This window comes from Bradyrhizobium sp. Leo114, assembly GCF_055229415.2.
The window spans coordinates 20,284-33,748 of the sequence record NZ_JBUYEN020000043.1 but is presented as its reverse complement, the minus strand read 5'-3'; the positions used below and the strand labels follow the sequence as shown (position 1 = coordinate 33,748).

The 13,465-nt window shown below is 59.5% G+C and carries 11 protein-coding genes and 3 pseudogenes; 5 read left to right on the top strand and 9 right to left on the bottom strand.

Going from position 1 to position 13,465, the window contains the following annotated elements; all coding sequences use genetic code 11:
* Window positions 1-89: 89 nt before the first annotated feature.
* The 4 genes and pseudogenes from ACZIRK_RS35335 to ACZIRK_RS35320 all read right to left on the bottom strand — a co-directional run bounded on the left by ACZIRK_RS35335 (window position 90) and on the right by ACZIRK_RS35320 (window position 2,288).
* A complete protein-coding gene (locus tag ACZIRK_RS35335; protein ID WP_207231143.1) occupies window positions 90-608 on the bottom strand; it encodes a hypothetical protein in 519 nt (172 codons plus the stop codon).
* Window positions 541-975, bottom strand: coding sequence for a hypothetical protein (locus tag ACZIRK_RS35330; RefSeq protein ID WP_130229801.1), 435 nt, complete (start codon window positions 973-975; stop codon window positions 541-543). The genes ACZIRK_RS35335 and ACZIRK_RS35330 overlap by 68 nt, the downstream gene beginning before the upstream one ends.
* A 33-nt stretch (window positions 976-1,008) precedes the next feature.
* Window positions 1,009-1,230, bottom strand: a pseudogene (locus ACZIRK_RS35325) (hypothetical protein); the annotation flags it as partial.
* A 41-nt stretch (window positions 1,231-1,271) separates the two neighbouring features.
* Window positions 1,272-2,288 carry an integrase core domain-containing protein gene (locus ACZIRK_RS35320; RefSeq protein ID WP_474419063.1) on the bottom strand — a complete coding sequence of 339 codons (1,017 nt, stop codon included), beginning with the start codon at window positions 2,286-2,288 and terminating at the stop codon, window positions 1,272-1,274.
* A gap of 104 nt (window positions 2,289-2,392) precedes the next feature.
* Between ACZIRK_RS35320 and ACZIRK_RS35315 the strand changes: the two genes are divergently transcribed.
* Window positions 2,393-2,821 (top strand): glycoside hydrolase family 15 protein, encoded by a 429-nt coding sequence (locus ACZIRK_RS35315; RefSeq protein ID WP_474419062.1) that lies wholly within the window; start codon window positions 2,393-2,395, stop codon window positions 2,819-2,821.
* A gap of 683 nt (window positions 2,822-3,504) precedes the next feature.
* On the opposite strand, the pseudogene ACZIRK_RS35310 reads toward ACZIRK_RS35315, so the two are convergent.
* Window positions 3,505-3,699: pseudogene (locus ACZIRK_RS35310) on the bottom strand (DUF2130 domain-containing protein); the annotation flags it as partial.
* Window positions 3,700-4,086: 387 nt separating this feature from the next.
* Complete coding sequence (locus tag ACZIRK_RS35305) at window positions 4,087-4,866, bottom strand: hypothetical protein (protein WP_130230619.1); 780 nt, start codon at window positions 4,864-4,866, stop codon at window positions 4,087-4,089.
* 324 nt (window positions 4,867-5,190) lie between these two features.
* On the opposite strand from ACZIRK_RS35305, the gene ACZIRK_RS35300 reads away from it, so the two are divergent.
* Together ACZIRK_RS35300 and ACZIRK_RS35295 are read left to right on the top strand one after the other, a co-directional pair.
* Window positions 5,191-5,859, top strand: coding sequence for an adenylate/guanylate cyclase domain-containing protein (locus ACZIRK_RS35300; RefSeq protein ID WP_349645134.1), 669 nt, complete (start codon window positions 5,191-5,193; stop codon window positions 5,857-5,859).
* Window positions 5,795-6,976: an adenylate cyclase gene (locus ACZIRK_RS35295; RefSeq protein ID WP_474419061.1), complete on the top strand. Its 1,182-nt coding sequence runs from the start codon at window positions 5,795-5,797 to the stop codon at window positions 6,974-6,976. Before ACZIRK_RS35300 ends, ACZIRK_RS35295 begins: the two co-directional genes overlap by 65 nt.
* 351 nt (window positions 6,977-7,327) lie before the next feature.
* On the opposite strand, the gene ACZIRK_RS35290 is transcribed toward ACZIRK_RS35295, so the two are convergent.
* From ACZIRK_RS35290 to ACZIRK_RS35280, 3 genes and pseudogenes are all read right to left on the bottom strand, one after another.
* A complete protein-coding gene (locus tag ACZIRK_RS35290; protein ID WP_130230621.1) occupies window positions 7,328-7,576 on the bottom strand; it encodes a hypothetical protein in 249 nt (82 codons plus the stop codon).
* A gap of 19 nt (window positions 7,577-7,595) precedes the next feature.
* A pseudogene (locus ACZIRK_RS35285) lies at window positions 7,596-8,161 on the bottom strand (ATP-dependent DNA ligase); the annotation flags it as partial.
* A 410-nt stretch (window positions 8,162-8,571) separates the two neighbouring features.
* The gene (locus ACZIRK_RS35280; protein WP_130230623.1) at window positions 8,572-8,763 is read right to left on the bottom strand and encodes a hypothetical protein; all 192 of its coding nucleotides are present in this window, start codon (window positions 8,761-8,763) and stop codon (window positions 8,572-8,574) included.
* Window positions 8,764-8,896: 133 nt separating this feature from the next.
* On the opposite strand from ACZIRK_RS35280, the gene ACZIRK_RS35275 reads away from it, so the two are divergent.
* Both ACZIRK_RS35275 and ACZIRK_RS35270 read left to right on the top strand, forming a co-directional pair.
* The gene (locus tag ACZIRK_RS35275) at window positions 8,897-11,089 is read left to right on the top strand and encodes an ATP-binding protein (protein WP_474419060.1); all 2,193 of its coding nucleotides are present in this window, start codon (window positions 8,897-8,899) and stop codon (window positions 11,087-11,089) included.
* A 583-nt stretch (window positions 11,090-11,672) separates the two neighbouring features.
* Entirely contained in the window at window positions 11,673-13,256 is a 1,584-nt protein-coding gene (locus tag ACZIRK_RS35270; protein ID WP_474419059.1) for a porin, read from the top strand.
* Window positions 13,257-13,465: the final 209 nt, after the last annotated feature.

Genomic DNA, 13,465 nt, shown 5'->3' with positions numbered 1-13,465 from the left:
GGAAAACAAGGAGGACGAACGATGCCTGTATTGCTGCTATGGGCCGTTCCCGCCGTCATCGTGATCGGCGGCGCCGAATATTTGTTGGTTCACATGCACTGATCGAGCAACGACTCGATCGCGAAGCGGCCCCGCCCGGTCATCCCGGCGGGCCGCTTTTTTATGAGGGAGCGAACCGGGCAGCAGACGGGGCCTGCGGAAACCAAGGCTTCCCGATTTCCAACAACTGCGCCGAGAGCTTGGGCCGCAGAAGAGCACGGATTCGTTATCATGCGTTTGATCTGTTGTATCTGGACGGGTACGACCTGCGGAACGCAGCCTATTCCCATCGCAAACGGCTTTTGCAGGAGTTGCTGAGCTAAGCGCCCGAGACGTTCATTTTTGTCGAGCATATTGAGGCCGACGGCGACGAGATATTCCGCAACGGCTGTAAAATGGGGCTCGAAGGTCTCGTTGCGAAGCGTGTCGATGCTCCTTACCGTTCCGGGCGGCAAGAAAGCTGGATTAAGCTGAAGTGTAAGAAAACAGAGACGTTCCCCATCATCGCGTTCGTCGAGAAGCTCGGGGCCAGCCCGCGGAAGATCGCCTCGATGTATGTGGGCCGCCATGAAGACGGCAAGCTCGTCTAGCCAGGTCGTGCACGAAGGTGGTCGGCGGGTGGGGAAGGGCGGCGAGATCGACGTCGCGTCGGGTCTTGCAGCGAGAGCATTCAATTTCAAGCCAAGTGAAGCCGCCGTTGACCGCTTGATCGATGGTCGGCGACGGGTCGATGGGCTCACCGTCGGCCCACATCCGTTCGTTCCAGCTCTCGCAGAGTAGTTTGTCCGCTTGACGGATAAGTGCGTTGCCTTTGTGGCGGGTCGCCTCCGACTGCGCGGCGAGAATTGTGGTCATCGCGCGAGCTTTCCCCAATTCCTTGGCGAGCGCCTTGCGGTCGCCTCCTGACAAGGGCGTGGGATGATGCTTGGGAGCCATCACAGGTTCTCAAATGCCACTGCAGGCGAAGCATCAATTCGTTGCGAATGAAGGCCAGCAGCCGTCCTCTTCGTGGCGACCGCTGCGATTCTGGCACGTTTGATCGAGGAGCTTCTGTCCGACGTCTTTCCAAACGGAATGTTGACCGAAGAGCCGGACCGCGTCTGCTTTCTGAATCTCGACCACTCGTTCGCAGCGCTGGCAATTAACGCGCAGAACATGTCGCGGGATCTCGGAGAGACGGCGCTGTTGGATGGGAATACCAAATGTCGCCAGGCGCTGTGTGTACCGAAAACTTAAGCTCGGGCGTAGTGGTGATGAAGTCCGCCCAGGATGGGGCGTGAACTGATCGCACCGGTTCGCTGAACCGGGCGAGAAATCGGCGCGTCCTTGGCCAGGGATCGATGCGTTCTGACGTTATTGTAATAGTCGGCGTAGGATTGCAGAACCCGACGCAGATGCGCCTCGCCCAAAACAATGACGTGGTCCAAACACTCACGCCGGATCGATCCGATCAGCCGTTCGGCAAACCCATTCTGCCAAGGCGAGGCTGGCGCGGTAGGCTTGTCCCGGATGCCCATGGCGCGCAATCGGCGCGTGATGACGCTGCCATAGATCCAGTCGCGATCGCGGATGAGGTAGTGCGGAGCCTCATCCCAAGGAAATGCCTCCGTGATTTGACGTGCAACCCATTCCGCCGTCGGATTTGCTGTGACGTTGATCCAGACGAGGTCTCTGCGGTCGAGTCGAACAATGACAAATGCATAGAGCAGGTCGAAACCGATGGTCGGAACAACGAACAAGTCCATGGCGGCAATGTCCGGCGCGTGATTACCCAAGAAGGTGCGCCATCCCTGGCTGGGTGGCCCGCGTCGCTTCACCATGTACTTGGCGACGCTGGACTGCGCGACCTCGAACCCGAGCTTGAGCAGTTCGCCGTGGATGCGTGGCGCGCCCGACAGCGGATTGTCGACGCTGATCCGCCGGATCAACGCGCGCAGCTCTGTGTCGATGGGCGGTCGCCCTCCGATCGGGCGCGACTTCCAACGCCAGTAGCCGCGAAAGCCGGCCCGGTGCCAACGCACGACCGTCTCGGGCCGGATGATCGTGAGGACCTGCAAGATCGATTGAAACCAGCGATACAGCTGAATGAAGAACCAGCGATCATCGTTGCTGAGCCGGACGCGACCCCGCATCTTACGCCTCAAGACAATCAACTGATGTCTGAGCGCCGCATTCTCTGCTTCAAGTCGGCTCTTCGACTTGAGGGGCGAAGCCAAGACGGCCAGTACGAAACAGAGCAGCCCGATCATTCCGCCAGCTTAGGCGATTCCATTACGTCATCAACTCGGATGAGGTTTTCGGTACACACAATGGGACGCCGATCGCCTATGACTCCTGGTGCCACCTGCGCAAGATGCTGGACTGGGTGGCGCTGGACCGGGCGATCCGCCTTGCGCAGAAGCGGAGCCTGCCGCTGGACCGCACCCACCTGGCCGCGGAGCGCGACCGCATCTACGAGGCCATCATGACGCGCGGCTGGGACACCGAACGACAGACCTTCGTGCAGCACTTCGGCACCAACGCGGTGGATGCATCCAACCTGATCATGCCGCTCGTCTTCTTCCTGTCGCCGACCGACCCCCGCATGCGCGGGACGCTGGATCGGACCATGGCGGAGCTGGTCTCCGACAGCCTGGTGCACCGCTACGAGATCGGCAGAGCAGCCGGCGACGGTCTGACCGGGAGCGAGGGGACGTTCAATATGTGTACGTTCTGGCTGGTGGAAGCGCTGGCCCGGGGGGCCGCGCCGAGGAGGCCCGCTTCATCTTCGAGAAGATGCTGACCTACGCCAACCACCTCGGTCCGTACGCGGAGGAGACGGGTCCGTGTGGCGAAGCACTGGGCAACTTCCCGCAGGCATTCACTCACATCGGGCTGATAAGCGCCGCATTCAACCTGGACCGCCGGCTCGGCGTGGGACCTTGAGTTAGGGACGGACCATGAGCGCGCAGGTCGCTTACCTAGGGACTTCCGTTGTTGGCCCGTTTGAGACCCTCCGGTCGGCGCTGAAGACGTCTGGGGTTGACCAGAAATCACCGCCCCGGGGCCAAACCGACGCGATCGACCGATGCTGTCGAAAAAGTCCCAAACTGCCTTACGGCTAATTTTCTGCCGAAAGACCAAACGCGCGAGGATTGTTCGTCCATATGCCCTGAGGCCAGTTGGAGAGGTCACTGGCGAGTTCATCGCTTTATGATGCTTCCCCCGACACAATTATAGTATCGCCGCACCTACGGCTCGGAAAGTTTGCGTCCAGTGATGCAAAAAGACGTTCTCGACAGCATCGGCCCAACTCGGACATTAGGACCAAACTCTGGCTGTGATGCACAACGGCTCAGCCATCGCGGATTGATCAGCTTTGGTCACAAATGGAGTCAGTCGGCCGACTGATGAGGTTTTCGCAGAAAGCTTATCAGTTCTGCCGAGCGCGCTGGCGCGCCTTGGCAAACAGCGGGCGAAGGCCGCCTAGGCGGCCTTTCCCTCTAGCATCGGTGGCTCGTCGATGGTCCCAATCTCGGGCATGGCCAGTCCCATGATGCCGTGAAGATCGCCTACCAATCCCGCAGTCGATACGACCATCATGTTGACTTGGACCTCTCGCTTGGCCCAAGCCTTCATCATGAACTTGCGCTCTTTGTCGATATCGTCGCGCATGTCTTTAAACTGCTCAAGATGGCTTCAATCCGCTGCTTAAACCGCGCACCGGTCAGATACTGATAGACGTGTTCAGCTTTGGACTGCTGAGCAGCTTGTGAGGTGCGCGCGCCTTGGTGACTTCCAGAAGACCTTGGCGGAGCAGTCAACGCTGCTGGTCTTGCGAATCGGGGATGCGCAACATATTCCCGTTGATAATAGTCCGTTGAATATTTGCGGTTCGCGAGCAGACCGGGAATGGTGTGACCTTTGCCATCGATCTCACGGGACGCGCTCGAGCTCCCGCTTGCCTGAGTTTCTATGTCCAATCCGTCCCCGACGATAATGTAACTGTTGTTGCCTACAAAACGCTGCTCATGGTTTCATAAAACCAACTGGCCACCGGCCAAAGATCTACTGGCGCGCTAGCCAAGTGATGTCGCGCGATTGCTCGCTCTTGTGCGAGATCAATACATCCCAGATGCGGTCAGTGGTTGAGAAGCGCACATAGATCCTGCCTGCGTCGTCTTGTCCGTCGCTCATATGTCGTTCCCACCATTGCTCAAGACCTTTGAGCTTCTTCCACGGTGGAGGCAGGCGCCCAATTGCGGTGCGTAACTTCGCAGGGCCACGATAGAGCCCGACGGAGAATCCAGCCGCCACCACGTCCAGGCTGTCCCGCATCAATCGCACCTTTGGAATAAGTGCGGCCAGAACAACTTCGATCTCCTCCCGGATCTTGCCGACCCGAGGCGGTGGCCGGTCCTGACGCGCTGCGTCGAGGAGTTCCTGTGCGTCAGCCGCCGCCAAATCAGCCTGTTGCCGGGCCTCGCGTTCCAGGTCGACTGCGAGTCTGAGTCCCTCGATCTGAACCTGCGTGTCGGCTGCACTCGCCGATTCGAGTTTCAGTCGCGCGATCTCGACCCGAAGGGCTGCTTCGCGCGCTTTGGCCGATGCGAGTTCTGTAGCGATGAGCTCCGCGCGATATTCGCCTAAGGTCTTATGGCTATCTCGTTCGGTAACTTGATCGCCGAGAACATTTCTGAGAACTGTTGATAGCGCGTCGTTCGAGCCATTGACGAAGAAGATGATTCCGCCGACGTGGCCTGAGGGCGAAAACCCTGCTGGCTCTCGAATCGGCCCAGACGGAGAATTGGAGTAGATGACTGAGGAAGAGGCCGACGCCTTCGTCAAGCGCGCGATCGGTGAGGCGATGATTGCAGCGGGCTGGCGGCGCGATAGGACTTTGCACTAACGATCATTTCCGCTGAGTCTGATGAACCTCCGGTTCAACGGACCGGCTGGCTGCAGATCGATGACGTTACGAGAGCGTGTACTCACAGGCCTGGCGCCGCAGATCACGATGCGCGTGAGGTCCGCTGCGCCACTGATAGGGCACAATAGCAGATGTCACCAGAGGTCTGGGGCCAACAGCCGACGTGAGCCAGGGTGTGATAAAGCGCGACTGGTAGCGCCGCGCGATCCGTCATAGTATTCTGTAGGTCGGAGTTGCGCGCCATGGTGGAAGACCGACTCATCCGGGTCAAGCGTAGTCTGTCGGCGATATTGGCCGCCGACGTCGCCGGCTACTCGCGGCTCATGCACCACGATGAGGAGGCAACGTATGTCAAACTGACAGTGCTACTCGCCGATGCTGTCACGCCCGCGATATCCGGACACGGGGGTCGCATTGTGAAGAACACCGGCGACGGATTCTTGGCAGTATTTCCGAGCGCGGTCCAAGCGGTTCGAGCTGCTGTGCAATTCCAGACTCGCATCAAAGAACTTACAATTGCCGATGCGGAAGACATGCGTATTGCTTTCCGTGTCGGCATCAATGTCGGCGACGCGATTGTCGAGCCGCATGACGTTTTTGGTGACTGCGTAAATGTCGCGGCACGGCTTGTGAGCATCGCAGAGCCTGGCGGCATCTGTATCTCGTCTTTTGCCTACGTGCAGACCCGCGGCAAGGTCGGTGTCGAGTTCGTCGATATGGGCGAGCAAAAGTTCAAAAACATTGCCCTTCCGGTTCGAGCCTATGCCGCGGTCCTGGACGGACATAGCCGGCTGCGCAAGTCGAGCCACGCAGGGCCAGCGTTCACCGCCGAATCTCTCCATCGTTGTGCTGCCATTCGCCAATCTCAGCGGAGACACCAAGCAGGACTACTTCGTCGATGGCGTCACTGAGACCCTTACCACGGACTTGTCGCGCATCAATGGCTCGTTCGTGATCGGCCGTCACACCGCCTTTCCCTATAAAGGCAAGTCGGTCGATCTGAAGCAGGTCGGTCGCGAGTTAAACGTTAGTTACGTCCTAGAAGGGTCAGTACAGCGAGGAGGCGATCGGCTTCGCGTAAACGTGCAGTTGGTCGACGCCGAAACCGGAAATCACCTATGGGCTGAGCGGTTCGATAAGCCGATCGCCGATCTGCTCGATATGCAAGACGAAATTGTGGCGCGGCTCGCTAACACACTAAATGCACAGCTCATTGAGGCTGAGGCGCGTCGGGCGGAACGTTCGCCGCATCCCAATTCCTTGGACCTGTATTTTCAAGGTGCTGCGTGGTTCAACAAGGGACTAAACCCCGACCACATAGAACAGGCGCGTAGCATTTTTGAGCGGGCGCTAGCCCTCGACCCCAAGAACATCGAGGCGATGGTCTGGATGGCGACGGTTGACATGGTCGTCGGCTCAACCTGGATGAGTGGCGATCGGACCGCGCGGCTCGCGGCTGCCGAGGCAACGCTGAAAGAGGCGCTGTCTCTCGCTCCGAACCATGCGTGGGCCCACGTGGCCCTGGGACACGTGCACGTTGCGACTAACCGTGTCAACCAAGGCGTCGCCGAGAGCAAGCGAGCGTTGGCGCTGGATCGCAATTTGGCGTGGGCCCATGCGCTAATCGGTCTAGCGAAGTATTGCACCGGCCAGGGGGCGGAGACTGAGGCACATGTGAACGAGGCATTTCGCCTTTCTCCGCGCGATATCTTTGCCCATCGCTGGTTCGCAATAATCGGTGCATCCAAGCTGCAGATTTCGGCCGATTCGGAAGCGCTCGGCTGGTTCTGCCGCAGCATCGAAGCCAACCGAACTTATCCCCTCGTGCATTTCTTACTCGGTGCTGCACTAGCGCTGCTGGGCTCGCTGGATCATGCGAGAGCCGCCGCAAAGGCTGGACTGACGCTTGTTCCGAGTTTCACTATCCGTCGCTACCGGGACGGCGCTTACACAGATAACCCGACCTACCTCACCCAACGCGAGCGCATCTACGAGGGCATGCGCTTGGCTGGGGTACCGGAGGAGTGATGGCGAAGTTGGATCACGAGCGGCAATGCTCCGACTGATCGGAAGACTCCGCTTGGACGTCAGAACCAGACATCTACGCCTTTATGAGTAGCACGTCCTAGTCGAGGGAGGTACTTATAACCGGCACCGCAGATCACGATGCGGGTGAGGTCGCTGTGCGCTGCGCCCTGATAGCGGCGCAATAACAGACCTCACCAGAGGTCCGGTCGGGCCAGCCTAGACCGGTCTTCTTTCCGACCGCCACAACTTTGGCCGCTCGACTACAATCGCAATCGTTTGCCGACGGACTGAAACAGCCCTGTAGTGCCGCCGGTTCAGTTTGATAGCAAAAGACTGGTAGCACGACACCAGTCAATGACGGTCGGCCATGGGTGCTATCTCCACGCCGGCTCTCCGCGACGAACTGATCAGTGCGGCGGGTTGCCGGAATTTGATGCAGAGATAGATAGCGAGAGCGACGACGCACTGGCGTATGAAGCGCGCCAGCAGCAGGAAGCCGAGGTGATGGTCGACCTGCTCGCGGTCGAAACTGGCGAAGCGGCGCTTGTGTAGCAGGCGATGGAGCAGAAGCTGCCGTTGAGCATCGGGGCGATTGCGCACCGCAGGCGATCCTGCAATGCAGGCTGCTGACGATTCCGCAGACGAACGGATCGCCGGGTTCGTCGTGGATGTCTCCTTGCGCGGACTTCGCCCGGTATTCGATCTCGGCCATAAGCTCGCGCTCGACCCAGATGCCCTTGTGCGCGATGCGCTTAGTGTATGGTTGCGCTTTCCGGATCAGCGTCGTCAGGCGCTTCTGCAGATCGGCAGCGGATGCGTTGTCGAACCGTGATCGACTTTACCCGCATAGATCAGGTCCTCGCCCTTTCGGCGGCCGACATAGATGCCGTCCCATTTGTTGCCGTCGAGCGCGAAGCCTGCGATCACCAGCATCTCCCGCTGCACGCAGGTTTTCTTCACCCAGTTGTGCCCCGGCCAGAGGTGTAGGCGCTGTCGCGCACTTTCGAGACGACGCCTTCGAGCCTGACCTTGCGGCGTGGGCGTACATCTTCTTGCCATCGACCCCGAAGCTCTCACTGAACTGGATGTCTGTATCGCCGATGATCTTCTTCAGGTGCCCTTGCGCTCGATCAGCGGCTGCTTTCGCAGATCCCGGCTGTTGAGATAGAGCAGATCGACGGCGATGGACGACGAGAAGATCGTGGAGACGTGGATGTGAACCGCATTGCATGGATCGGCTCCCTACACTGTCTCGGCCGCGAACACGATTCCGCGACCGCAAACTGGTGCAGCGGCGGTGCAGCGCACAAGTCGGGAAAGACAAGCAACCCGACCCACGAAAAAGAAACGAAAGGCGAATAACCATGCTTTCACCAAGACAGTATGAGAAGAAGCCGTGTATGCTCGCCGCGGACCACGCGTTCCGAGTGATCAGCTTGGTCACCGAGTCGTTGGAAAACGACAAGCAGGCGCGGCGTTTGATGGTGACTGTACTGATGGCGCTTCACGACGACACCGCCTTGCAGATGGCGAAACCGCGAACTTGCCGAACGGCTCCTCAAAAGCGGTAATTTCCGGCAAGGTCACGAACGCTATCAGCGACCTCGAATACAACAATGCGCAGCCACGCCAATGGCCTTCATGACATCCGAAGAGCTGGACGCGCTTACGAAGCGTCCAAGCGCGGCATCACGGCTTTTGTCGGCAACGAGATCCGGCAATTGATCGGCGAAATTCGGCAGCAATGCGACGAAGACCAGTGTTTCCAGGTTCGACATCGCCCACATTCGACGCCGCCTTTATCAAGCCTCGGAGCGCCACCGCTTGGCGTCCCGATTGCAGTTCGGAGAACGCTTCACACAATGGCGCTTGTCGGTGGACTGGCGCGGTCGGTCTCGTGCGGCTGATTGTGAGTGGGAAATGCTAGTAAAGGGCAGCCTGTTATCACGCCTGTTCGCGCTGGTAGCTGCGGCCATGCTGCCGGCAATCGCGATACAGGCGTACAACGAAATCGACCTGCGTCGCACGCGCCAAGTTGAAGTACAGGACGAAGTCCTCGGGCTCGCCAAGCTCGCCGCCGCCGAGCAGCAACAGATCGTCCAGGGCGTTCGTCAGGCTCTGATAGCGCTTTCGGAGCTTCCGGCGATCAAGGCGAAGGACGTCCAGGGATGCGACGCTTACCTTTCCAGGATCAAGCAACGATACCCGGAGTTCATCGTCTTTATCGTGGTCGACATGCGTGGCGACGCCTTCTGCGACTCAGCCAGAGAGCATAAGCCGGCTACCGCAGCTGGACGTGCCTACTTCGCCAGCGTCGTGAGAACCGGCAAATTCACAGTCGGAGAGTTCGCAATCGGCCGAACGACCGGTCGCAATGTCGTTCAGTTCGCGCTGCCATTCTACGACGACGAGGACCGCATGGGCGGCGTCGTTATAGCGGCCCTCAGCCTCGACTGGCTCGCCGACTACATCGCGAAAAAGGGCGTTCCCCCGGGAGCTGCGCTCGCCATCACGGACCGCAACGGCATCGTTCTCGCTCGCTATCCTGACAATGACGTGTTTGTCGGCAAGAAGTTGCCCGTTGGTGAAGACCCGATGCTCGACAACGGGACCGTAGCGGACATGGTTAACATTGACGGCGTGCGAAGAATTGTCGGCTTCGCCGCTGTGGGGCAAGATCTTCTTGTCGGCTTCGGCCTCGGCAAGGCCCAGACTTTCACCAAGATCGAACATCGCACGCGGCGCGACGTGTTGTTCATCATTTTCAGCGCCCTGCTTGTCTTGATCCTGACGGCGTGGGGCGCCCAGCGGTTCATCCAGCGCCCGTTTGCGCAATTGGTTGATGCTGCGAACCGATGGCGGCTCGGCGAATTCGGCCGGCGCGTGGACATCCCGGGCAACTCGGAAATCGCACGGGTCGCCAGGGCGTTCAACGCCATGGCCGATGCGCTGAAACGCCGTGAGCACGAATTGTCCGAAGCGAGGGAGCAGTTCCATCAGAGCCAGAAGATGGAGAGCGTCGGCCAGCTCACCGGTGGCGTCGCGCACGACTTCAACAACCTGCTCACGGTGGTCTCCGCGAATCTTGAACTCATCGAGGCTGGCGACGATATCGGCAAAGCTCGGCGGTTCGCCGCGGCTGCACGGCGTGCGGTCGATCGGGGAGCAAGGCTGACAGCGCAACTTCTCGCCTTCTCGCGACGGCAGGTACTGAATCCAAAACCGGTCAACGCAAACCAGCTTGTTTCCGAGTTCCAGGGACTCATTCGCAAAGCTGTCGGCGAAGCATGCCGGGTCAAGGTGTGGACCACTGAAGGGTTGTGGCTGTGCCATGTCGACCCGGCGCGACTGGAGACCGCTCTCCTCAATCTGGCCCTGAACGCGCGCGACGCCATGCCAAATGGCGGCGTGCTCGACATTGAGATGAGGAACATCGTCGTGAACGAAGGAGCCGTGGCGGGGTGCGCGCCCGGGTCGTATGTCAGGCTGTCGGTTAGAGACACTGGTTCGGGAATGCCTCCCGAGGTGGTGGACCGGGTGTTTGAGCCCTTCTTCACAACGAAGGAGGTTGGCAAAGGCACCGGGCTCGGGCTTAGCATGGTCTACGGCTTCGTCCGTCAGTCCGGGGGGCACATTGCCGTTGAAAGCGCATTGGGAAAGGGGACCACCGTCGCTCTCTACTTGCCGAAATCCACGCAAAAGACTGAGATCGAAATGGAAGAGGTCCAATCCCAAGCGTTTCCGGCCGGCTCAGAGCGAATCCTGGTTGTCGAGGACAACGACGATCTTCTGGACCTCACGTCGGCGATGCTGACCAGGTCGGGCTATCAGGTTCGTTGCGCTCGGAGCGGCACTGAAGCCCTTCGCATGCTCCAGAGCGAGGAATTTGATCTGGTGTTAAGTGACATCGTGATGCCAAACGGGATCAACGGCATCGAGGTAGCTCGCGAAGCGAGGCGATTGAACAAGCGCATCAAGGTCCTGCTTGCCTCGGGCTACGCGGGAGACGTGCTGGAGCGACATCATGCGGTGGGGGAATTTCCGATTATCGACAAACCGTTCCGCATGTCAGATTTGGCGGCGCGCTTGCGGTCAATCCTGCACGAAGGTTGAGATGATCTCCTGCCGTTGCTTTCTTGGCGCGCATGGCGCCATTAACTAGGTTTACCTGACACACCAATGAATCTAACCTGTACTTCCTTCACATTTGACGTAGGTCCCGGTTTAAAAACCTCCAAACAGCGGGGAGCAGCAGTCGACGAGCCTTGGTGGGTCAAGCTGAGAAGAACTGAGGGCGAGCAATGCTGATCGCTACTCCCTCGAACTCGGACATCGCCCGATGAAGTAACCCAGTTCGCATTTGGGCCAATACCCGACATTAACGTGAGCGATAATTTCCCAAGCATAAGCGTGGGTGCCCCGGCGCACGCGGAAATCCTCGACGACCATTCTCATCGAACAGCGGATCGAACCACCTTCGCCGCGAGCGTAGCTACAGCGCTGATCCAGCTTCCAGGGCTGATCTCTCCGGCATGCGCTCCGGAATGGCACTCGCATGCGTTGCGAAAAAGTCACAGTGCGAAATGAAACTCGGCAGTGTCACGTCGCCGCGCATTGTGCGACATGTCTCCTGCGCTAAAAATTGTGGGGCATTCGATTTCCGAGTGGACGTACAGGTCTCAGGCGGAGGCCGGTAATGGCGACAACTCGAATCCTTCTGGGTCCGGCGGCGAGCCTTTTGCTCGCAACCAGCGGAGCCGCGGGCGCTGACCTTCCTGTCAAAGCGAAGCCGATCGAATATGTGAAGATCTGCTCGGCTTACGGTCCCGGCTTCTTCTTCATCCCCGGTACCGACACCTGCATGAAGATCGGCGGCTACCTCCGGGTCGACACCACATTCGATGGCGGCGTGCAGGGCTCGCCGGCCTGGAACGGCGACGCAGGACAACATAACCGCTACTTCGACTACTTCGCCGCCCGCTCCCGTATGCTGTTGTCAATTGATACCCGCACCGCCACCGACTATGGCGTGGTCCGCACCTTCGGGCAGGGCCGGTTTCAGTTCTCTACGCTCGGCAACAACACCTTCAACCCGAACTCGATCAACGGCTCGCTGCCGGTCGCAAACTCGCAGCTGCTCGACACTCCCGGCGGCGGCGTTACTACCATCCAATTCCTCTTTATCCAGTTCGCAGGCTTCACCTTCGGTCAGTCGGCGTCTGCCTACTCCTCGCCTTGGCAGGGCTTCCCCGGCAACATCTCGGACTTCCTGCTCGGCGGCCAGAACAATGATACCGGCGTCAACAACATCCAATACACTGCGGATTTCGGCAACGGAGTGACCGGCACCATCGGCCTCGACGACCCAACGGTATGGGACCGCACCGCCGTCTACAACCTGTCGCTGCCGCTGAACGCCACGCTGAACACGGGCAACGCCTATGCCGGCGTCCACGCGCCCGATGTGGTCGGCAACATCCGCGTCGACCAGGCTTGGGGTCTGTTCCAGATTTCCGCCGCGGCGCATGAGGTCAACGCCTCCTACAATGTCCTGAACGCCCTTGGAGCGCCAGCGGGCGCCGTCGGCCTGCCTGGTGCGGCGCCGACCGGAGCATCCGAGCTTTCCGGACATCCGGACACCTCCTGGGGCGGCGCGGTCATGGCGGCGTTACAGATCAAGAACATCCCGACCGGTACCGGTGACGACATCAAGATGGACGCGAGCTATTCCAAGGGAGCGACCAAATACATCATCTCGTCGGCTTCAACCTCGCCGAGCTTTGCCATGTTCGGCAGCTCCAGCACTTTTGGCGCCTATCAGAGCATCGGGTTCGGGGCGACGACCGATGCCGTCTATCTGCCGGTCGCAGCCGGCGGCGACGGCTCGCTGCATCTGACGGAGGCCTTTGGCATTCGCGGTGCGTTCAACCACAACTGGGACCCATATTGGTCATCGAGCCTCTTCGGCTCGTATGTGGGCGTCCGCTATGACGGCGCGGCCAAAGCCTTCATCTGCGCGAACTACACCACGCCTGGCAAAGCGGTCAGCGCGGACTACGTCTGCAACCCCGACTTCAACTTGTCGCAGCTCGGTGTCATCACCCGCTGGACGCCGGTCAAGAACCTGACCTTCTCCGCCGAATTCATGTGGTTCCACCTCGACCAGAAATTCCAGGGCTCCGCAGTCCTTGGAGCTTCGGCCCCCAAGCCTACTGCGCGTTACGAGTTCAGCGATCAGGACACATTCCACCTGCAGCTTCGTGCCCAGCGCAACTTCTGAGGCCTGTTCTTTTAGTGTCTAGACCTGACAAGTCACTCTGTATGTCTAGATTTAGGCGTCGGCAAAATCGCGGCATTGGGCAGCTAAGACAAGATGGCTGACGTCCGTGACGCGGGGATTGCAACGTCGGTATGTCCCGATTTGATTTGCGACAGGTATCGCGAGCGCGCTCGATCGATCCGCCAAAACTTCGGGCGCAGCGTGGTCGA

Excerpts from the sequence above, each read along its gene's own strand:
- ACZIRK_RS35335 (WP_207231143.1), bottom strand. The coding sequence starts at position 608 with ATGGCGGCCCACATACATCGAGGCGATCTTCCGCGGGCTGGCCCCGAG.
- ACZIRK_RS35330 (WP_130229801.1), bottom strand. The coding sequence starts at position 975 with ATGGCTCCCAAGCATCATCCCACGCCCTTGTCAGGAGGCGACCGCAAG.
- ACZIRK_RS35320 (WP_474419063.1), bottom strand. The coding sequence starts at position 2,288 with ATGATCGGGCTGCTCTGTTTCGTACTGGCCGTCTTGGCTTCGCCCCTC.
- ACZIRK_RS35315 (WP_474419062.1), top strand. The coding sequence starts at position 2,393 with ATGCTGGACTGGGTGGCGCTGGACCGGGCGATCCGCCTTGCGCAGAAG.
- ACZIRK_RS35300 (WP_349645134.1), top strand. The coding sequence starts at position 5,191 with ATGGTGGAAGACCGACTCATCCGGGTCAAGCGTAGTCTGTCGGCGATA.
- ACZIRK_RS35280 (WP_130230623.1), bottom strand. The coding sequence starts at position 8,763 with ATGTGGGCGATGTCGAACCTGGAAACACTGGTCTTCGTCGCATTGCTG.
- ACZIRK_RS35275 (WP_474419060.1), top strand. The coding sequence starts at position 8,897 with ATGCTAGTAAAGGGCAGCCTGTTATCACGCCTGTTCGCGCTGGTAGCT.
- ACZIRK_RS35270 (WP_474419059.1), top strand. The coding sequence starts at position 11,673 with ATGGCGACAACTCGAATCCTTCTGGGTCCGGCGGCGAGCCTTTTGCTC.